Annotated in this window: 18 protein-coding genes; 5 read left to right on the top strand and 13 right to left on the bottom strand. The window is 43.7% G+C overall.

What is annotated here, in order from left to right; genetic code table 11:
• Window position 1: 1 nt before the first annotated feature.
• Window positions 2–2,434, bottom strand: coding sequence for a transketolase C-terminal domain-containing protein (locus SD427_RS06885; RefSeq protein WP_320560535.1), 2,433 nt, complete (start codon window positions 2,432–2,434; stop codon window positions 2–4).
• A 137-nt stretch (window positions 2,435–2,571) separates the two neighbouring features.
• On the opposite strand from SD427_RS06885, the gene SD427_RS06880 reads away from it, so the two are divergent.
• Window positions 2,572–2,865 carry a hypothetical protein gene (locus SD427_RS06880; protein ID WP_320560534.1) on the top strand — a complete coding sequence of 98 codons (294 nt, stop codon included), beginning with the start codon at window positions 2,572–2,574 and terminating at the stop codon, window positions 2,863–2,865.
• A gap of 1 nt (window position 2,866) precedes the next feature.
• Here SD427_RS06880 and SD427_RS06875 read toward each other — a convergent pair whose 3' ends face one another.
• The 6 genes from SD427_RS06875 to queA form a co-directional block, all read right to left on the bottom strand.
• Window positions 2,867–3,844, bottom strand: a complete 978-nt coding sequence (locus SD427_RS06875; protein ID WP_320560533.1) for a polyprenyl synthetase family protein — start codon at window positions 3,842–3,844, stop codon at window positions 2,867–2,869.
• Window positions 3,845–3,913: 69 nt separating this feature from the next.
• Complete coding sequence (locus SD427_RS06870) at window positions 3,914–4,792, bottom strand: hypothetical protein (protein WP_320560532.1); 879 nt, start codon at window positions 4,790–4,792, stop codon at window positions 3,914–3,916.
• A 74-nt stretch (window positions 4,793–4,866) separates the two neighbouring features.
• Complete coding sequence (locus tag SD427_RS06865) at window positions 4,867–5,832, bottom strand: sterol desaturase family protein (RefSeq protein ID WP_320560531.1); 966 nt, start codon at window positions 5,830–5,832, stop codon at window positions 4,867–4,869.
• 75 nt (window positions 5,833–5,907) lie between these two features.
• The gene (gene rlmN / locus SD427_RS06860; protein WP_320560530.1) at window positions 5,908–6,942 is read right to left on the bottom strand and encodes a 23S rRNA (adenine(2503)-C(2))-methyltransferase RlmN; all 1,035 of its coding nucleotides are present in this window, start codon (window positions 6,940–6,942) and stop codon (window positions 5,908–5,910) included.
• Window positions 6,943–6,979: 37 nt separating this feature from the next.
• On the bottom strand, window positions 6,980–7,327 hold the full coding sequence (locus SD427_RS06855) for a four helix bundle protein (RefSeq protein WP_320560529.1): 348 nt from the start codon (window positions 7,325–7,327) through the stop codon (window positions 6,980–6,982).
• A 55-nt stretch (window positions 7,328–7,382) separates the two neighbouring features.
• A complete protein-coding gene (gene queA, locus SD427_RS06850; RefSeq protein ID WP_056218724.1) occupies window positions 7,383–8,432 on the bottom strand; it encodes a tRNA preQ1(34) S-adenosylmethionine ribosyltransferase-isomerase QueA in 1,050 nt (349 codons plus the stop codon).
• A 188-nt stretch (window positions 8,433–8,620) separates the two neighbouring features.
• Here queA and SD427_RS06845 point away from each other — a divergent pair, with 188 nt between their 5' ends.
• The 4 genes from SD427_RS06845 to SD427_RS06830 all read left to right on the top strand — a co-directional run bounded on the left by SD427_RS06845 (window position 8,621) and on the right by SD427_RS06830 (window position 13,334).
• Entirely contained in the window at window positions 8,621–9,313 is a 693-nt protein-coding gene (locus SD427_RS06845; RefSeq protein WP_320560528.1) for an AIM24 family protein, read from the top strand.
• Window positions 9,314–9,589: 276 nt separating this feature from the next.
• The gene (locus tag SD427_RS06840) at window positions 9,590–10,732 is read left to right on the top strand and encodes a vWA domain-containing protein (protein WP_320560527.1); all 1,143 of its coding nucleotides are present in this window, start codon (window positions 9,590–9,592) and stop codon (window positions 10,730–10,732) included.
• A gap of 133 nt (window positions 10,733–10,865) precedes the next feature.
• Entirely contained in the window at window positions 10,866–12,320 is a 1,455-nt protein-coding gene (locus SD427_RS06835; RefSeq protein ID WP_320560526.1) for a sigma 54-interacting transcriptional regulator, read from the top strand.
• A 633-nt stretch (window positions 12,321–12,953) separates the two neighbouring features.
• Window positions 12,954–13,334 (top strand): HNH endonuclease, encoded by a 381-nt coding sequence (locus SD427_RS06830; RefSeq protein WP_320560525.1) that lies wholly within the window; start codon window positions 12,954–12,956, stop codon window positions 13,332–13,334.
• 98 nt (window positions 13,335–13,432) lie between these two features.
• Here the strand turns inward: SD427_RS06830 and map are convergent, their stop codons facing one another.
• The 6 genes from map to SD427_RS06800 form a co-directional block, all read right to left on the bottom strand.
• Window positions 13,433–14,197, bottom strand: coding sequence for a type I methionyl aminopeptidase (gene map, locus SD427_RS06825; RefSeq protein WP_320560524.1), 765 nt, complete (start codon window positions 14,195–14,197; stop codon window positions 13,433–13,435).
• Window positions 14,198–14,219: 22 nt separating this feature from the next.
• Complete coding sequence (locus tag SD427_RS06820; RefSeq protein WP_320560523.1) at window positions 14,220–14,600, bottom strand: hypothetical protein; 381 nt, start codon at window positions 14,598–14,600, stop codon at window positions 14,220–14,222.
• Window positions 14,578–16,170 carry an MFS transporter gene (locus SD427_RS06815; RefSeq protein WP_320560522.1) on the bottom strand — a complete coding sequence of 531 codons (1,593 nt, stop codon included), beginning with the start codon at window positions 16,168–16,170 and terminating at the stop codon, window positions 14,578–14,580. The genes SD427_RS06820 and SD427_RS06815 overlap by 23 nt, the downstream gene beginning before the upstream one ends.
• A gap of 258 nt (window positions 16,171–16,428) precedes the next feature.
• On the bottom strand, window positions 16,429–17,565 hold the full coding sequence (locus SD427_RS06810) for an HlyD family secretion protein (RefSeq protein ID WP_320560521.1): 1,137 nt from the start codon (window positions 17,563–17,565) through the stop codon (window positions 16,429–16,431).
• Window positions 17,566–17,586: 21 nt separating this feature from the next.
• Entirely contained in the window at window positions 17,587–18,897 is a 1,311-nt protein-coding gene (locus SD427_RS06805) for a TolC family protein (RefSeq protein WP_320560520.1), read from the bottom strand.
• Window positions 18,898–18,985: 88 nt separating this feature from the next.
• Complete coding sequence (locus SD427_RS06800) at window positions 18,986–19,831, bottom strand: helix-turn-helix domain-containing protein (RefSeq protein WP_320560519.1); 846 nt, start codon at window positions 19,829–19,831, stop codon at window positions 18,986–18,988.
• Window positions 19,832–19,851: the final 20 nt, after the last annotated feature.

Genomic DNA, 19,851 nt, shown 5'->3' with positions numbered 1-19,851 from the left:
ATTAAAATATCGCCGGATATTTCTGAGGATTGGTTTCATTAAATAAGGCATAAATTCTTTCTACCATATCATCTGCAGAAGGCTTGCTGAAATAATCGCCGTCGCTTGCATACGCCGGCCTGTGGTCATTTGCTGCAATCGTCAGCGGATCAGAATCCAGGTACCTGAATGCTTTCTGCTTTTCTAAGATCTGCTGAAGGATAAACGCTGAAGTTCCGCCCTGCACATCTTCGTCAATTACTACCAGACGATTCGTTCTCTTCACGCTTTCAGCTATTTCATGGGATAAATCGAACGGAATTAAAGACTGGACATCAATAACTTCTGCAGAAATCCCCAATTTTTCAAGCTCTTCTGCTGCTTCCGTTACAATCCTCCAGGTGGAACCGTAGGTTACCAGCGTCACATCTTTTCCTTCTCTGGTTACCTCAATCTTCCCGACAGGCACCGTAAATTCACCTAAGTTATCAGGCTGCTTTTCCTTTAAGCGGTAACCGTTTAAGCACTCAACAATGACCGCAGGATCATCGCTCTGAAGCATCGTATTGTAGAATCCGGCGGCTTTCGTCAGGTTTCTCGGCACCAAAACCAGAATTCCTTTGGAAAGGTTTAAAATGCCTGCCATCGGAGAACCGGAATGCCATACGCCTTCCAGCCTGTGGCCTCTTGTCCTGATGATTACCGGCGCTTTCTGGCCGCCTTTAGTCCTGTACTGAACCGTTGCCAGGTCATCGCTCATTCCCTGCAAACAGTAAAGGATATAGTCCAGATACTGGATTTCAGCAATAGGTCTCAGGCCTCTCATGGCCATACCGATCCCCTGGCCTAAAATGGTAGCTTCACGGATTCCCGTATCTGCTACACGGAGTTCACCATATTTTTCCTGCATGCCCTCAAGGCCCTGGTTTACGTCACCGATATTTCCGGCATCTTCACCAAATACCAAAGTTTCGGGATATTTCTCGAATATTTTATCGAAATTATTTCTTACCACTACCCTTCCGTCAACATCTTCTGAGCTGTCGGAATAAACCGGTTTGATTTCTTTTACGTTTTCAGCTTTCCACTGAGACTGGGAATATAAATGGGAAGAATAGTTGTCCTTCTCCACTTCGAAAATCTCGTTGTATTTCTGCATCAACTGATTTCTCTCAGCAGAATCTGTTCCCCTTGTCGCCAGCAAAGATTTTCTTACCAGATGGAAAACGTCTTTCTTAGCTTTGGAAACCAACTTATTATACTGGTTAACATGGGTTTCAATGTCAGCATGCTGACCTTTTAGATTCTCCACCAAAGGCAGAACCGAAAAAGCCAGTTCCGTTATGGTTTTCTGATAATTTTCCCATGCATTTTTCTGCCCGGTCTTTACTTTCTTCTTAGCTTCCTCGTCAATGGCTTCCAGTTCTTCCGGGCTGGCAATGATCTGTTCTTTTCCGTCAATTTCAATGGAATAGTTCAGAATCCATTCCCTGAATTTCACCAGGCCGTCAAACCGGGATTCCCATGCCAGGCGCTCTTCGTTTTTATATCGTTCATGCGACCCTGAAGTTGAGTGGCCCTGAGGCTGTGTTACCTCAATCACATGGACAACTACAGGAACACTTTCCACCCTTGCAAACTGCTCGGCTCTTGCATAGGCATCCAGCAAAGCCGGATAATCCCACGCTTTTACCTGGATAATTTCACAACCCTGGAATTCACCTTCCTTTCTCTGGAAACCGCTCAGCATTTCAGAAATATCCGCTTTCGCCCTCTGCTTCATGGTAGGAACCGAAATTCCGTAACCGTCATCCCAGATGGAAACCACCATAGGAACCTGAAGCGCACATGCGGCATTCAGCGTTTCCCAGAAATGGCCTTCTGCGGTAGAAGCATCCCCGATAGTCCCGAAAGCAATCTCATTTCCGCCTTTTGAAAACTTTTCAGAGCCTTCAAACTGTACGGTTTTATATATTTTTGAGGCCTGTGCCAGTCCCAGCAACCTTGGCATCTGCCCTGCGGTAGGGGAAATGTCTGAAGAAATATTCTTCTGGGCTGTCAGGTCTTTCCAGCTTCCGTCTTCATGTAAACTTCTGGTGGCAAAATGCCCGTTCATTTGTCTTCCTGCAGAAGCAGGCTCCCTTTCCACACTGGTATCGGCATACAACTGGGCAAAGAAACTTTCAACCGTTAGTGCATCTACCGCCAATGAAAAAGTCTGGTCTCTGTAATATCCCGAACGGAAATCCCCATCTCTGAAAACCTTCGCCATTGCCAGTTGGGGAAGCTCCTTACCATCTCCGAAAATCCCGAATTTAGCTTTTCCCGTTAACACTTCCCTCCTTCCCAGATAAGACATTTCGCGGGAAATCCTCCCAAGCTTATAATCTTCAAGTATCTGATTTTTAAAATCTTGAAAAGAAATCTGTTGTGTTTCAATATAAGTTGTCTGCATAAACCAATAAAAAAGTTTTTTGTTCCTGAAGTATTTTGCTAATATACACTTTTTAAATTAATTTTAATTTTCAATAATATTTTTTAAAAATTTGATAATAAAAAAATTGTATTTATCTTGGATTAAATTTGTAGATAATGGAAAAAAAATCCTCCCATATTCTTAATGCATCAAGCAATCTTCTGGGATTTTCATTGGTTATCATTACCTCGTTAAAGATCTCTAAGATGAGCCCCAGCACGCACTTGGACGAATTTGCAGGCGTGGCATGCCTTTTTTTTGCATTCAGCTGCTTTTTTTCATTCCTGGCGATCAGGACAGAGCATGAAAAGCGCGGAAACAGATTTGAAACTATTGCGGATTATTTATTTTTAACGGCTTTATTTTGTATTGTAGCCGCCGTTATTATTGTAACGGTAAAAATTATTTAATTTAAAACTTCCTTTCAATTACATAGTCCAGCATGACCTGCAAAGATTTTTTGGGCTCGGAATCCGGGAATTCATCCAGGATGTCTTTTGCTTTCTGCTGAAAGTTTTTCATGACAGCAACCGCATAATCCAGTCCGCCTGAAGTTTTCACGAAACTGATCAGTTCCTTTACCCTTTTCTGGTCATTGTTATACCGTTTGATGGTGTTGAAATAATATTTCCGGTCTTTCTCGCCGGCTGTTTTTAAAGTATGGATCAAAGGCAGCGTCATTTTCTGTTCCTTGATATCGATGCCTACCGGTTTACCGATGACGTTGGAAGTAAGGTAATCGAAAAGGTCATCCTTGATCTGGAAAGCCATTCCGGTATACGTCCCGAAATCCATCATCTTTTTCGCCAGCTTTTCATCTGCATTATTGGATAAGACCCCGATTTCACAGCAGGCTGCAATTAATGTCGCGGTCTTTTGACGAATGATCTCGTAATAAACATCTTCGGTAATATCAAGCTTTCTCGCCTTTTCCAGCTGCAACAGTTCACCTTCGGACATTTCACGGATCGTTCTTGAAATCACGGCAAGCAGGTCATAATCTTTATGGTCCGTTGAAAGCAGTACGGCTTTAGACAGAAGGAAATCCCCTACCAGAACTGCAATTTTATTCTTCCACAGCGCATTGATGGAAAAGAAATTACGCCGTTTGAAGCTTTCATCCACCACATCATCATGAACCAGCGTAGCCGTATGGATCAGTTCGATCATGGACGCTCCGCGGTAGGTTTTTTCATTGACTTCCCCTACCAGCCTGGCACAGAGAAACACAAACATCGGGCGCATCTGCTTTCCTTTGGTGGTCACGATAAAACGGGTGACTTTATCTAATAAAGGTACTTTGCTCTGCATGGATTCATAAAACTTCTGCTCGAAAAGCTTCATTTCCTCATTAATCGGTCGTTTGATTTCTTCTACGGTGTTGGCCACAATCTTCGAATGATGGATAAATTATTAATTACCACAAAGATAATTTTTTTCATTTAATTGTAACAGAAATTAGTCTTTGAGTTTTTCTGCCGGAACAAAATACAGGGCCGGCACGGTATTTCCCAAAGGAGAACGGAACTTTTCCCCAGAAATATAAAGTCCGGATTCATCCACTGCAATGCCTTCAATCTGCCCGATAGACAGTGTACTGCCCAGGTAATATCTTTTAGGGCTCTCCTTAAAGAATATCCCCGGTTCCGTTTCATGATAAACAGTCAAAAATACTTCTGTCTTTTTGGTATAGCCCACCAGATAGAGCTTTCTGCTGAAATAAGCAGCGTCCGTAACCACGAAACCTGTTTTAAAAGATTCCGTTTTCTCGGCTTTCTGCTTTTCCTGTATTTCAGGGTCTACTGTATAATGGGTGGTTGATTTACTGCCCCATTCTTTCGTAAAGAGATGGAGTTTCCCGTTCAGCCAGACCATTGCTTCCGCATCGAAATCGGTTTTCAGATAACCGGGGACAAATTCCGTCTGTTCGGGATATTCAAAACGGATAAGTGCAGCGGAGTCATTCTTCAACACGTTATTTTCAAAAGGTATTTTATAGATTTCCAGGTCTTTTCTTGTTCCGCCGTTATTGCCGAAGTCGCCGATGTAGAAATTCTTTCCGTCATTCGCCAGGGCTTCCCAATCTTTGTTTTTGGCATTGACTACCAATGCTTTTATAATTTCACCTGATGTTTTGTCGAGCTCAAAAAGTTCCGGTGCATTTCCGCTGTCATTGAACGTATAGAGCTTCCCGTTGAAAAGATTCAGCCCTGATGTTTCCTGGATTTTTTCATCCAGATAACCGGTTCTGTACTGTCTGATTTTCAGAAGATCTGCCTGTTGGGAAAATGCAGATACGGAAATAATAAGGGCGGAAAGCAGGAACAACTTTTTCATTGAATAAAATTATTTTTTTTGCAAACCTGTTCAGGCCTGTTTTTGTGAATGTTGCGGATTCTTTATTATCAGATTTAAATCTTCGATTCCGCTGCATGGAGCTCTGCTAATTTTTTCTGATTCTCCTGATTTTTTAAATCCTTCTTTTCCTTATGTTCTTTCTGGTACTGCCGTACCGTTTTCCCCGTCCCGTCATGACGCCATCCCGGGGAATTGAAGATATAATTGATCCTGTCCGAAAAATGCAGTCCCGGCTGCCTGATGTCCCGCCAGATTTTACGCCATTCGTATAAAAGGACGGTATCCGGTTTATTGTCCGGCATTTTAGGGTAAATCCCGTATTTGATGGGAATGGCAGGATCTTCTTTTTCAAAAGTTCCGAATATCTTATCCCAGATGATCAGGCACATGCCCATATTCCGGTCAAGGTATCTGATATTGCAGGCATGGTGCACCCGGTGATGGGAAGGCGTTACCAGAATATATTCCAGGATTCCCATGTTTTTTACCGTTTGGGTATGCACCCAGGTGCCGTATACCTGGCCTATGGCGTATACCACCATAATATGCCATGGATTAAAACCCAGGAAAGCCAGTGGGGAAAAATAGAGGTACCGGTACAGCGGCTGAAAAACCGGGCTCCGGAAGCCTGTGGTAAGGTTAAAATATTCAGAGCTGTGATGTGTAATGTGCACGGCCCAGAATGCCCTGGAATGGTGATCGATATAATGCAGGACATAATAGGCAAAATCCGTAACCACAAAGCAGGCCAGCAGGTATCCTGCTGTAAAATCCCATGAAAAGAACCTGTGATTGTAAAAGAAAAACATTACGCCCATTGCAAATGCCTTCATGATAAAGTCCAGACCGAAATTCAGCAGGGCGAGATAAATATTGGTGGCCACATCTTTCCCGCTGTACAGTCTGGTTTCCGAAATATGGCTGTAGGCCATTTCGGCAATGATAATTACGACAAGTACCGGAACAGACCATGAATAGATGTACTCAAGCCCGTTTTCACCCCAGAAATAATCCGTCATCTTTATATCAGTTTTGATGCAAAGTTAGGGTTTTAAGAAAACGACAGGCAGTTTTTGAAGTTTTTTAATGAAAATTTAATCGGTATTTTTATTGGCCAGCTGTCCGCAAGCGGCATCAATATCACCTCCGCGGCTTCTCCTCACCATTACGGTCACGCCGGCATTTTCAAGCTGACGGATGTAATTTTCTTCCGCCTGTTTGTTGCACTGGTCGTACTTTCCGTCGCCGATCGGGTTATACTGGATCAGGTTCACCTTGGAAGGGATCTGCTTGCAGTACCTGATCAGGGCTTTAATGTCTTCATCCTTATCGTTGATGTCTTTCCAGACACAATATTCAAAAGTAACAACGGAACCGGTCTTCTGGTACCAGTACTGAAGGGCTTCCATGATTTCCGTCAACGGAAATTTATCGGAAAACGGCATGATTTCATTCCGTTTCGCTTCAATAGCGGAGTGCAGGGAAAGGGCAAGTTTCACCCTGAGGTCATCATCGGCCAGCATTTTAATCATCTTAGGAATCCCGGAAGTGGATACGGTAATCCTTCTGGGCGACATGCCCAGGCCTTCCGGCTGTGTAATCTTGCGGATGGCTTCCACTACGTTTTTGTAGTTCATCATCGGCTCTCCCATTCCCATGAAAACAATATTGGAAAGGGGCCTGTTAAAATACATTTTGCTCTGGCTGTCGATAAGCGCTACCTGGTCCACAATTTCGGCTACTTCAAGGTTCCTCATCCTTTTGAGCCTTGCGGTGGCACAGAATTCACAGTTCAGCGAGCATCCCACCTGGGAAGACACACAGGCTGTTGTCCGGGTTTCGGTAGGAATCAGAACGGATTCTACCAATAAACCGTCATGGAGTTTCACCCCGTTTTTAATGGTTCCGTCCGTGCTTTTCTGAAGCTGGTCAACGGAAACGGGATTAATGGTATATTCCTCGGCAATTCTTTCACGGAGGGATTTTGAAAGATTCGTCATCTCTTCAATCGAATGGAGGTTCTTGCTCCACAGCCAGTCATATACCTGCTTCGCACGGAACGGCTTTTCGCCTAGCGTGGCAAAGTAGTCTTTAAGCTGGTCAAGTGATAAAGTACGGATGTCTTTCATAATAGTAAGAGCCAAGTTAAAAGTAAAAAGTAAAAAGTTAAGGCCTGGTATTATTAACTATTGCACCGAGAATATACTTCAATTCGGCACTTTCTTTCAATAAGATTTTAAATTCTTCAGAATCATAATGGTCCAGCTTCTCCAGAATCCCCAGCCGGAAATTGCTTTCCCTGGCTTCTCTTAAAGCAATCTTTACTTTATTTCTGAAATCTGCTTTAGAAGAACCAGCCTGCGATTCCTCATAATTAGCACCTATTGAAGTCGCTGATTTCCCAAGCTGAAATCTTATTAATTTGCTTTCAGGATCATTTGGAAGTGTTCTTAAAAAGATAAGACAATTAACTCCAAATGTAAAAGTTCTTGTAAGTAAATCATTTCCTTTCATCCCGGCTCGATGACTGAACTTTACACTTTTAACTTGGCTCTTTTTACTTATTTATTTATAAAATCAGCATTGCATCTCCGTAAGAGTAGAATTTATACTTTTCTTTTACGGCTTCTTCATAGGCCTGCATGATAAATTCTTTTCCGGCAAACGCGGCAATCATCATGATCAATGTAGATTTCGGCGTGTGGAAGTTGGTAATCATGGCATTGGCCACTCCGAAATCATGAGGCGGATAGATGAATTTATTGGTCCAGCCATGGAAAGATGAGATCTTCTTGTTGGATGATACCGAAGTTTCCAAAGCTCGCATGGTGGTTGTACCTACGGCGCACACTCTTCTGTGGTTGTCAACCGCTTTGTTGATGACATCGGCATTTTTCTCATCAATGAATACTTCTTCGGACTCCATTTTATGTTTGGAAAGATCTTCTACTTCAATCGGGTTGAACGTCCCCAAACCGACGTGAAGGGTAATTTCCGCGAAGTTGATTCCTTTGATTTCCAGTTTCTTCATCAGGTGCTTGGAGAAGTGAAGTCCGGCAGTAGGGGCCGCAACGGCACCTTCCACTTTTGCATAAATGGTCTGGTATCTTTCCGCATCTTCAGGCTCTACCGCTCTTTTGATGTATTTCGGAAGCGGGGTCTCTCCCAATTCTTTTAATTTAGTCCTGAACTCTTCGTAAGAACCGTCAAATAAAAACCTCAGTGTTCTTCCTCTTGATGTGGTGTTATCAATAACTTCCGCTACCAGGGATTCATCTTCGGTAAAGAATAACTTGTTTCCGATCCTGATTTTTCTTGCAGGATCTACCAGTACATCCCATACACGGGTTTCCTTGTCAAGCTCCCTTAAAAGGAAAACCTCAATTTTGGCTCCTGTTTTTTCTTTGTTTCCGTACAGACGGGCAGGGAACACCTTGGTATTGTTAAAGATAAATAAATCTTCCTCACTGAAATAATCCACTACATCCTTGAACAGCTTATGCTCAATAGTCTGGGTTTTTCTGTCCAAAACCATTAACCTGGCTTCGTCTCTGTGTTCTGACGGGTGCTCTGCCAATAATTCCGCAGGAAGATCAAAATTAAAATCTGATGTTTTCATTTTTTAAATTACGGTTTAAAAATTTATTAAATTACGGGATGTAATTTTCGGACTGCAAATATACGACATCAGGCACCCCTTTGTCAAGTATATCTCCATTTAATTTTGGTCATACCTGAAAACCATGGTTTTTACCTGCTTTTTAATACTTAAAAAAGTTATTTTTGAATACATTAAAATTTTAAACTATGAGCAAATATTCAATTGAAGCTTTTGTGAATGAAACAAAAGAAAACCCGCAGGAAAGGGATTACTTTGAACTGGAAAAACCCCAGCTTTTAGAAATCAACCTTAATAACCAATCAGTCTGGACCAAGACAGGAAGCATGGTCGGCTATGTGGGGAACGTAAATTTTGAAAGGCAGGGCATGCTTTCCGGCGGGTTGGGCAACCTGTTAAAAAAAGCCATCAGCGGCGAGGGAGCGCGGCTGATGAAAGCCGAAGGAACCGGAAAGCTGTATGTGGCGGATGAAGGTAAAAAAGTACGGATCCTGTATCTGAACAATGAAGCGGTCTGCGTGAACGGAAATGATGTCCTGGCCCATGAGCAGAGCATTAAGAGCGACATCACCATGCTGAAAAGCATTGCAGGGGTCATGTCGGGCGGACTTTTCCAGGTACGGTTATCGGGAACCGGCCATATTGCCATCACCACACACGGCGATCCCCTGACCCTGATGGTTACGCCGGACAGTCCGGTTTTTACAGACCCGAACGCCACGGTAGCCTGGTCCGGAAACCTGAGCCCCGAACTGAAAACCAATGTTTCTTTAAAAAGCCTGATCGGCAGAGGCAGCGGGGAAGAATTCCAGATGAAGTTTTCCGGGAGCGGCTGGGTGCTCATCCAGCCGTATGAGGAAGTATACAGGATTGAAAAGTAATCTGCAGGTTTTTCATATAATCATGCATTTCAATACTTAAAAGCAAGGGATTTCCTTGCTTTTTTATTTTATTTATTTTTAAAATTCAATTGATCTCAGCTGATTAAATATAGAATAGAGTTGATTTTAAATCCAAGAGAATATCCTGAAAATGATTAATTATAATTAATCTTAAAAATAAATTAATATCACCATCATAACAAAATTCTATTTGCAACCATTCTCTCCTGTCATAATATTTCCCTAACTTGTATCTACCAAAAGAAGATGGATTGAATGACAAACAAAAATTTTAATTTTCATAAAGGATTCACGTTCAGCAAACATGTTCCGGAAGAAATCTCGCATTTCGACCGGGTCTTTGATGTGTTCAAGGATCTGCTGACCCATACGTCCGGCGATATTGAAGAAGCCTTCGAGTGGCTCGATATGCTGGATAAGGAATATGATATCTTTACCGATGAATATACCCTGCAGGATTTTGAAGAAGACCTGAAAAAGCGCGGTTACATCAAGGAAGAAATTGATCCGGAGAAAGGAAATACCGGAACCGGAAAAGGCAAAAATGTACTGACGGCCAAACTTGAAGCGGCCCTGCGAGAGTTTGCCCTCGACCAGATTTTCGGGAAGCTTAAAAAAAGCGGCATCGGGAACCACCGTACCTCCAAAACAGGAATCGGGGATGAAAAGGATGGCGAACACCGTAATTTTCAGTATGGTGACGACCTCTCTACCGTGAATACGACCGAAAGCCTGAAAAATGCCCAGATCAACAACGGGATTTCAGACCTGCGGCTTACAGAAGACGACCTCATCGTAGAAGAAACCCGGCATAAGGCACAGATGAGCACGGTGCTGATGATCGATATCAGCCACTCCATGATCCTCTATGGCGAAGACCGGATCACACCCGCTAAAAAAGTGGCAATGGCACTGGTGGAACTCATCAACCGGAAATACCCCAAAGATTCCATAGATATTATCGTCTTCGGGAACGAAGCCTGGCCGATCAAAGTGAAAGACCTTCCCTATCTGCAGGTGGGGCCTTACCATACCAATACCGTGGCCGGCCTGGAACTTGCGATGGATATCCTCCGCAGGAAAAGGAATACCAACAAGCAGATTTTCATGATCACTGACGGAAAACCGAGCTGCATCCAGTTACCTACAGGAGAATTTTATATGAACAGCAACGGACTGGATGAAATGATCGTTTCCCAGTGCCTCAACAGGGCGGCACAGGCCAGGAAGCTTAAAATCCCCATCACTACGTTCATGATCGCCCAGGATCCTTACCTGCGTAAGTTTGTGGAAGCCTTTACCGCACAGAACCAGGGAAAAGCATTTCTGACAGGGCTTTCAGGGCTCGGACAGATGATTTTTGAAGATTACGAGAGAAACAGGAAGAAGAGGATATAATTCAGAGATTAGATGTGAGATATCAGAGGCAAGGTTTCAGACTTCAGATATTAAACTTCAGACTCCCTACCGTTCCCTGAGAATTTAATTTTACAGAATATTAATAGTATAAATGATTACTGCTCAACATACAATGAAAAACGATACAACATTTAAAGAATTAAAAAATTCCGGATACACCGATAAAACCATCAGCCAGGAAATCCAGGCGAACCTGATTGCAAAGATCAAAGCCAAAGAACCGGTATTTGAAGGATTGTGGGGCTATGAAGACACCGTGATCCCGCAACTGAAAAAAGCCATCCTGGCTGGTCATCACATTAACCTATTAGGGCTTCGCGGGCAGGCCAAGACAAGGATAGCAAGAAGCATGATCAGCCTTCTGGATGAATACATGCCTGTTGTAAAAGGCTCTGAAATCAATGACAGCCCGTTTCAGCCGATTTCAAAATATGCCAGGGACCTCATCGCCGAGCATGGGGATGAAACCCCGATTGCGTGGGTACACCGCTCCGACCGCTTCTTTGAAAAACTGGCCACACCGGATGTAAATGTCGCCGACCTGATCGGTGATATCGACCCGATTAAGGCAGCTACGTTAAAACTGCCGTATTCTGATGAGCGCGTGCTGCATTACGGGATGATCCCGCGTGCCAACCGCTGCATCTTTGTGCTGAACGAACTGCCGGATTTACAGGCCAGGATCCAGGTCTCCCTGTTTAATATTTTACAGGAAGGCGATATCCAGATCCGCGGGTTCCAGCTGAGAATGCCGCTGGATATCCAGTTTGTGTTCACCGCAAACCCTGAAGACTATACCAACAGGGGAAGCATTGTTACCCCTTTAAAAGACAGGATCGGTTCCCAGATCTTTACCCATTACCCGCAGACCGTTGCACTGGCCCGCCAGATTACGGAACAGGAAGCACTGGTTTCAGCGGAAGATAAAGACAGGATCCGCATTCCGGGCCTTGCCAAAAATCTTCTGGAGGAAGTGGCTTTTGCGGCCCGCGACAGTGAATACGTAGATGCGAAAAGCGGGGTAAGTGCCCGTCTCACCATCAGTGCGATGGAAAATTTAGTGGCTGCGGCCAAATTAAGGCTGATTGAATCCGGTGCCGAAAAAACAACGGTAAGGCTGCTTGATTTTATGTCCATCATCCCGTCCATCACCGGAAAAATTGAGCTGGTATACGAAGGTGAGCAGGAAGGTGCCGATTTCGTAGCAAAAATACTGATCGACCAGGCGGTTATGATCCAGTTTGAAAGCCTGTTCCCGCGCATTTCAAAGCTGGAAAAGGAAAGCATCAAAACACCTTATACCGACCTGATCAAATGGTTCAATAAAAACCATCTTGAACTCAATTACCATGATACGGACGAAGAATTTTATGAGAAACTGAACAGCATCACTCCGCTGACTGCCGTTATTGAAGAAAATACGCTGGAACTGAGCACGGAGGACCAGAATTTCTGCAAAGAACTGGTATTATGGGCACTGACCATCAGTAAAAAGCTGGACAAATCCGAAACCCAGGCTTCTTTCACATTTGATTCTGCAGATATGAACTCCTATTTCCGGAATTAAATCTGAACTTTGATAATATAATAAAATATCCCCTGAATGAATTTTCAGGGGATATTTTTTGATTAAGTAAATGATGCTGATTATCTGTAAACAGAGATTTAAAGTTATTTTAAAATCATTTTTATAATGATGATTGTTTATCTTTGACTTACAACAAACTACATAACTATGGCCGCTCACAATTATTTTATTCAGTATCATAATACAGACAAACTTGAAAATTTTCCAACTTCAGGTATTGACTTGCATTTGCCGGTATCAGAAATTACGCTTGACGATAAAATACAGCATACCGATTGGATATACACAAGCAAAAGAACTTCATCAAAAGCCATTGGAAGCTTCTGTTTTCTGATTGTCGGGAAAACAGAATTAAGAATTAAAAATTATTATCTGTGGAGTTATTTTAGAATAGAAAACTGCAAAGAAAAAAATGGATTTACAACAGTATACGGAACAGGACAAGATCTGAAAAAGCCTGTATTGCTTAATAACTTACCGGGTTTTGAAAGTTTTAAAAAGTTCTGCGGTAATTTCGGAATAGGTTTTCAGAAAATTGACAACCATCTATTTTCTGAAACACTTATACCGTATATTTCAGAAAATTGTTTTGATATTAAAACCAATCAGGAAATGGAAATTATTTCCCGTCTGCAACAATTAAATAGTAAAATGAAATTAAGCAGGCCGGAAAGGAGATTAATTAAGCTGAATGCAATATTAAGAAAAGACACTTCAATCATTAATCTGTTAAAAGAGATTGCTCAATATAAATGTCAGTTTCCGGATTGCAGTTCAATTATTCTAACTGAGGCAGGAACAAATTATGTTGAAGTAGCCCATATAAAACCTGTGTTCAAAGGCGGGCAAAGTATAATAGGAAACTTAATTGTATTATGCCCGAACCACCATAAAGAATTTGATTTGGGAAAATTAAATATTTCAGTACAGCGTATAGAAATGCTTTCCGGCAACCTGAATGGTAAAAATTTTACTATTAAATTGATAAATTAAAAAAATGCAAATCCCCTGAAAATTTATTCAGGGGATTTATTTTTAATGATCAAATGATGATTTCTTTTACATTAGAAATGATTAAAATTCCTTTCTCGCTAATTCAAAATCTCATTCATAGCAGTCAGGATTAACGGTTTTCCATCGGTTATCATAAGGGTATGTTCATGCTGGGCCATGAATCCGTCTTTATTCCCTACCATCGTCCAGCCGTCATTCTGTTCTACCGCCATACTGGAATCGGTAGCAATAAATGTTTCAATGGCCACCACGGAATTTTTCTTAAATCTTCTGGTATCGAAACGGTTTTTATAGTTCAGCAGTTCATCCGGCTGCTCGTGCAGGCTTCTCCCGATACCGTGGCCGCCCAGGTTCCGGATGACTTTAAATCCTCTTTTCCTGGCTTCGGTTTCCATCAGCATTCCGATATCGGCTATTTTTACGCCGCCTCTGATGGTATTGATGGTCTTCTGTAAAATTTCCTTTGAAGCATCTACCAGTTTCTGGTGCTGGTGGATATCTTTTCCGATGATAAAAGAGCCGCCGTTATCCGCCCAGAACCCGTTAAGCTCTGCGGAAACATCGATATTGATGAGGTCGCCTTCCTGCAGGACCCGTTGGTCGTTAGGAATGCCGTGGCAGAATTCATTGTTGACGCTGATGCACGTCCATCCCGGAAACCCGTACGTAAGATACGGAGCAGACCGCGCACCGAAATCAGCAAGGATCTTGCCTCCGAATTCATCAATTTCCCTGGTCGTCATGCCCGGCTGTGCATACTTAATCATCTCCTTCAGGGTAAACGCGACGGCTTCACCGGCCTTCTGCATTCCCACTAATTCATGTTCGTTGGTTATGGACATCCTTTTATTTTTTGATTATGGTTTAAACGATTGTTTTCAGATCCAGACAAATATCTGGACGGCATAAAGGTACCATTTCTGATTGAAACAGGAGAAATCTATCCCGATTCCTTCCATCTGGAGAACTGGAAATTCTGAATATTTGTGCAGAAAATGTAACCCAGACCTCTTCCCTAGCCCTGATTGAGCGGCATGTCTGAGCTCTTTTCTTTTCTTCTGTGGCGGCGGCAAAGCCGCCGCCACAGAAGAAAAGAAAAAGCGAGTAGCGAAAGCAGGAAACAGCTCCCATTATTCCGTACTGCCTACCCTGCCAGACAGCGCAAAGCCCCACTTTACTTAAAAAATGAGGCTTTGCTGGTGAAAACAAGGTATCTTTATCGCTATACCGCAGGGCCTGCGGCATCTTTAATTTCTTCCAGTAATTTTTTCCGTTCCCTGAGCCTTCTCCGGGCAATAACGGATTTCCCGCTGAGGAGCCTGATGAACCGCAGATATTCAAAACGTTCCCTGCCAAAATGATGGGTGACCACATACAGCAGTACGCCGGTCCCGGCGATGGCAATGTACCCGAAAATCTTTTTACAGGCAATAAGGATGGCATTCAGCTGGATAAGCTTCATGCCGGACGCTGCATTCTGCGGAGGGAAATTCATCCCGTCCATATACACCGCCAGATCACCGACGGCTACCACTTGGAAACGGTACTGGAACCAGGAATACAGTGCGGAAAATATACCGACCGCCAGAAAGGTACGCCAGACCAGCACCAGCCCGATGGCTGCAAGCATTTCATCCATTTCCAGCTTGTCCAGGGTATAAAACCATACGGAAATAAACAGGGAACACGTCCCGTACCCTTTCAGGAACATCGGCAGGTACCAGTTGTCATAACTGAATTCCAGGACCATGGAGAAATACATGATCAGGGCATAGCCCATCATGGCAGAGAAGCCTGAAAAAATATACATCTTCAGCGGGATTTCCTTTTTGAACCAGAATATGGCGATGACTCCTGCCAGTACAAGCCCGGGAATCATGAGTAAGTTCAGCCTTGCATTGGTCAACTGGTCGTATCCCAGCACCCCAACGGCAAAAGTATTCTGAATGGACGTGGTTCCTAAGAACATACCGAGGCACAGTAGCATGAACAGCCCGTGCTGAACATTGTTTTTTGAGAATATGCTGAAGGACAGATACGGCCTTTTCAAGGTTGCCTGACGGATTACCAGCAGAGCAAAACTTACAAAAGCAGCCATACCGGCATTGATGATGTGTTTTGAATTGAGCCAGTCCTGCTGTTTTCCGAATGAAAATACATATGCGGAGAACATGAAGGCGGCAATAAAAAGCAGGACGCTCAGCCAGTCGATATAATGTAGCGGAACCTTGAGGGCAAAATACTGATTGTGCATAAACACCCAATGCAGAAGTGCCAGCACAAAACACCCTACCGCTGCAATGATGTAAAAATGCTGCCAGTTGTAGATGATGGAAACTTCTGCGGCATAATACGCCGAAACCTGGTTCAGCACCAATACAAAAGTATAAAATGCTCCGTAAAACATCCCCCGGTTGCCGATCATGGCCATTAAAGGCAGGAACAGCTCGATGGTCACCATCATTTTCAGGAACCCGATGACCAGCGAAGTAAATACAAAGATCATCGGCTCGGCAGTGGAGGAATTGATGTAGCTCAATATACCTAAAAGCACCAGCAGCACCGTCATTTTATCCCGTACCTTGAATCTCATTTTCATCCTGAGCACAATGGGCATACAGGCACCCATCCCGATGGTCGTGGCATAATTCGCCCACATGAAATATTCCGTCATGGCACCGGTGCCGCTTACCACATAGCTGATATTCCCTGTATACACCCCGCCAAGCGGCATTACGACAGCCAGCAGCATCAGCATCAGCAGCATCTGTACGGGTTTGGGCACCCAGTTGTTGTAAAGTCCTTTGTTGTACATAGTTTAGGAGTTAGGGTTAGGTTGCAGAGGTTAGATGTTAAATATTAGATTTCAGACTTCAGATTTCAGATTTCAGATAATGGCGTGTATTAGAATACTTTTTGTATTTATTATCAATTAAAAAAAATTGTTCTTATTTAATTATCAGATCTCATCTTATCTCTTATATTCATTACATTAAAGGCTGATGTATTCATATCTTTATATCAATATTTTTCCCGCTGCAAAGTCTGATATCTAATGTCTGCTATCTTCCGTCTATTGATCCGCATCAATCACCACATTCATATTCATTCCCGCGCTCAGTTTTGCGATGTCTTCCTTTTTGTTGGATGCGGTAAACTCAATCCGTACCGGGATCCTCTGCTGGACTTTTATAAAATTCCCGGTAGAGTTATCGGTCGGGACACTTGAGTACCTTGAACCGGTTGCTGCTGAAACGGCCGTTACCACGCCTTCAAATTTCTGCCCGCCCAGGGCATCGGCCGTCATGGTCATTTTTTCCCCGATCCTGACATTTGGCATCTGGCTTTCCAGGAAATTGGCGGTTACCCACTTCTGCCCGTTTAAGACAATGGTGGCAACCTGCTGCCCCGGCTGGATCAGCTGTCCTTCGGAAACCGTCCTTCTTCCCATCACGCCATCATACGGAGCCGTGATTACCGTGTAGGAAAGATTGATTTTCGCCATGTCCAGGGCAGATTTGGCCCTTTTGATTTCAGCATCAATAATCCCGAATTTGCTTTTCACTTCGGTAGTGGAAAGGCTGGCCGACTGTTTCTGGTTCACCAGCGTTTCATATGCTGCTTTCTGTGCATCGTATTCGGTTTTCGCCTGGTCATACTGCTGTCTCGTGACCGCTTCGGATGCCAAAAGGTTTTTATACCGGCTTAAGTTCTGTTCCGCATTCCACAACCTTGCTTTTGCGCCTGCGATATTGGAAGCCATCACGTTTACGTTATTGGATACGGTATTCACGGATGAACCTGTAGCCACACGCTGGGCCAGTGCATTCTGGTAAGCAGCTTCCGCCTGCCCGAGCTGGGTCTGGATTTCGCGGTCGTCCAGGATTGCCAGGGTGTCCCCTTTTTTCACTTTCTGGTGCTCGATGAATTTAATTTCTTTAATATAAGCCGAAACCCTCGTATTGATGGGATTGATGAATTCTTCCACCTGGGCAGCCTCGGTATAGGTTTTATCCCCGATATGGAAATATTCCCGTACGAGCCAGAACAGGCCGAAGCCGATCACCAGGAATACGATGATGTTGGAAATAACGGCCCTTGTTTTATTTTTTTTCGTTTCTTTCTTTTTGGCAGCAGCGCCGGATGAAGGAGCCGGCTGTGGCTGTGGCTGTGGTTGTGTATTCTGAGTATTTTGTTCCTTGTTTTCCATTGTTTTGTTTTTCACGTAATATTATAGGGTTCCCGTAGATTTTAAAAGATTGTAATATTGATACAGCATATTGATTTCCGCATTGCTGTAATCCAGTTCAGACTGGAGCTTCTGGTTCTGCGCATCAATCATTTCTGCCTGCACGGCCAGCTGGTTCAGGTATTTGGCTTCCGTAATCCTGTAATTTTCTTCCGCCAGTTTTCTGGCATCATCCAGGATATCGGCCTGTTGTATGGATTCCTGATACTTTACATAAGCTGCATTCACGGCCATATCAATGTTCTGTGCCGTAAGCGTCAGGACCTCGCCGGCCTGGTCTTTCTGGATCTCGCCCAGTTTCACCCGTTCCTTTGTTTTATACAGGTTGTCAATATTATAGCTTAGGGAAACCCCGGTCTGCCAGCCTCCGGAATACATATCCAGCACAGGATTTCTTGTAGTGATAGGCTTTTGCAGGGTATACCCGCCAAATCCTGCTACTGTAGGCATCTTATCTGTTTTGATGATCTCAATGTTTTTATCGGCTACCTCAATATTGGTCCGGGCAGATTTCATTAACGGGTTGCTTTCATGCGCAAGGCTGATGTAATAATCCATCCCGATTCCGGCCTCTTTGTTCTCCAGTTTTTCCACCGGCACAATCTCCGTATCAGCAGGCAGCCCCAAAGCCGTATTCAGATTATAGTTGAGGATTTTCCTGTTGTTGAATAAAGTTAAAATACCTTGGTCCAGGTTTTTGATGGCCAGTTCGCCACGGATGACTTCATTCCGGGTCACCATCCCCTGCTGATAGAATTTCTGTACATTCTTCAGCCTTTCCTGCGCCAGCTTTTTGTTGTTCTGAAAAACTTCCTGCTGGTTGACTGTTTTATACATATCGAGGTAATTGGAAATCACCAGGAATTTTACATCCTGTGTGTTTTTTTCCAGGTCCAGTTCAGACAGCTGTTCACGGAGCCCCGCCATTTCGATGGATTTATTCACCAGCCCTCCTTTAAAGATCAGCTGGTTGGCCTGCACGGCATAGGAACTTCCGTAATGGGGCATCGGGACATTTACAGAAGATGAGAAGTCTTTGTCAAGCGCTATGGCATTGCCCAAATAAAACTGGCTCGTGGAAGCCGTGATGTTCGGCAGCTTCTGGAGCCTGACGATATCTGTATTCTGTTTTGCAATATCGATGTTCCGTGCCGAAACTTTTAACTGCTGATGGTTCTCCACGGCGAGCGCGGCCACTTCACCGGCGGTCATCTGCATTCTGTCCTGGGAAAAAAACAGCGCAGGGAGAACCGCTGCCATCAGAGACAGTGCTGTTTTTATATTCTTTACCATTGTACCTTGTTTTACGGTGCAAAGTTAGGGTACGCATAAACTCAAACAAATGTTTGAATTTTGGAAAAAGATGTTCAAATGTAGGATTTCAGCTTTCGAACTGGTTGCGGTACTGGGACGGACTTTCGCCGGAATGTTTTTTAAAAAAGTGGGAAAATGAATACAGGTCACTAAATCCGAGCATAGAAGAAATTTCAGAAACAGGCTTGCTGGAGGAGTTTAGAAGTACCTTCGCCTCATTCATCACGATCAGGGCAATTACCTGGCCGGCAGATTTCCCGGTCACTTCCTTTACCACCGCAGAAAGATGTCTGGTTGTAACAAACTGCCGCTCTGCATAAAACTCCACGCTGCGCTCTTTCTGGTGGTGCAGGGCAAGGTCATTTAAGAAGATAAAAACGATTTCCTCCTGCCTGGACATCTGGTTCATCGCACTGCTGTCTTCCTTGGAGATAATCCCGGCCATCTGGTAACAGAACACCGAGAAAAGATGTTCTACGATCTCTTTTTTATAAGTCATCTCCGTTTCAGAATCCAGGATATATTTTAGGAAATTGACGCTTTTCCAGACCACCTCCATTTCGTCTGCCTGAAAAGGGACCCCGATGTTCATCTGCTGCCTGAAATACCGGTATGTAATGAGCCTGTTGAATTTAAGGGAAAGGGTTGAAATAAAGTCCCTTTTGTAGGACACCATCCTGGACTGGAAGTCCTCGCTTACGGAGATCATTTCATACACCGTCTGCGGGTCGGTCACCATAAACATATTGGCAGAAAGCTCCAGGTCCCGGAAATGCTGCCTGAGCCTGATGCTTCCGGTCTTGATAAAGATAAAGGCAGGATTATCGGGCCGGAAAGGCTTATCGGTAGCAATCCGCTCGAAAATATTGTGTTGCGTAAAGATCTCGACTCCGAATTTTTCCAGGACAGACATAACACAAATGTAAGCAATCT

Origin of the sequence: Chryseobacterium sp. JJR-5R (assembly GCF_034047335.1) — a bacterium.
In the GTDB taxonomy this organism is placed as follows: domain Bacteria; phylum Bacteroidota; class Bacteroidia; order Flavobacteriales; family Weeksellaceae; genus Chryseobacterium.
This window is presented reverse-complemented; position numbering and strand designations above follow the sequence as displayed.

Bases quoted from the DNA above. Each gene is read 5' to 3' on its own strand.
- SD427_RS06885 (WP_320560535.1), bottom strand. From the start codon at position 2,434: ATGCAGACAACTTATATTGAAACACAACAGATTTCTTTTCAAGATTTT.
- SD427_RS06880 (WP_320560534.1), top strand. From the start codon at position 2,572: ATGGAAAAAAAATCCTCCCATATTCTTAATGCATCAAGCAATCTTCTG.
- SD427_RS06870 (WP_320560532.1), bottom strand. From the start codon at position 4,792: ATGAAAAAGTTGTTCCTGCTTTCCGCCCTTATTATTTCCGTATCTGCA.
- SD427_RS06865 (WP_320560531.1), bottom strand. From the start codon at position 5,832: ATGACGGATTATTTCTGGGGTGAAAACGGGCTTGAGTACATCTATTCA.
- rlmN (WP_320560530.1), bottom strand. From the start codon at position 6,942: ATGAAAGACATCCGTACTTTATCACTTGACCAGCTTAAAGACTACTTT.
- SD427_RS06855 (WP_320560529.1), bottom strand. From the start codon at position 7,327: ATGAAAGGAAATGATTTACTTACAAGAACTTTTACATTTGGAGTTAAT.
- queA (WP_056218724.1), bottom strand. From the start codon at position 8,432: ATGAAAACATCAGATTTTAATTTTGATCTTCCTGCGGAATTATTGGCA.
- SD427_RS06845 (WP_320560528.1), top strand. From the start codon at position 8,621: ATGAGCAAATATTCAATTGAAGCTTTTGTGAATGAAACAAAAGAAAAC.
- SD427_RS06840 (WP_320560527.1), top strand. From the start codon at position 9,590: ATGACAAACAAAAATTTTAATTTTCATAAAGGATTCACGTTCAGCAAA.
- SD427_RS06835 (WP_320560526.1), top strand. From the start codon at position 10,866: ATGAAAAACGATACAACATTTAAAGAATTAAAAAATTCCGGATACACC.
- SD427_RS06830 (WP_320560525.1), top strand. From the start codon at position 12,954: ATGGAAATTATTTCCCGTCTGCAACAATTAAATAGTAAAATGAAATTA.
- map (WP_320560524.1), bottom strand. From the start codon at position 14,197: ATGTCCATAACCAACGAACATGAATTAGTGGGAATGCAGAAGGCCGGT.
- SD427_RS06820 (WP_320560523.1), bottom strand. From the start codon at position 14,600: ATGCCGCAGGCCCTGCGGTATAGCGATAAAGATACCTTGTTTTCACCA.
- SD427_RS06815 (WP_320560522.1), bottom strand. From the start codon at position 16,170: ATGTACAACAAAGGACTTTACAACAACTGGGTGCCCAAACCCGTACAG.
- SD427_RS06810 (WP_320560521.1), bottom strand. From the start codon at position 17,565: ATGGAAAACAAGGAACAAAATACTCAGAATACACAACCACAGCCACAG.
- SD427_RS06805 (WP_320560520.1), bottom strand. From the start codon at position 18,897: ATGGTAAAGAATATAAAAACAGCACTGTCTCTGATGGCAGCGGTTCTC.
- SD427_RS06800 (WP_320560519.1), bottom strand. From the start codon at position 19,831: ATGTCTGTCCTGGAAAAATTCGGAGTCGAGATCTTTACGCAACACAAT.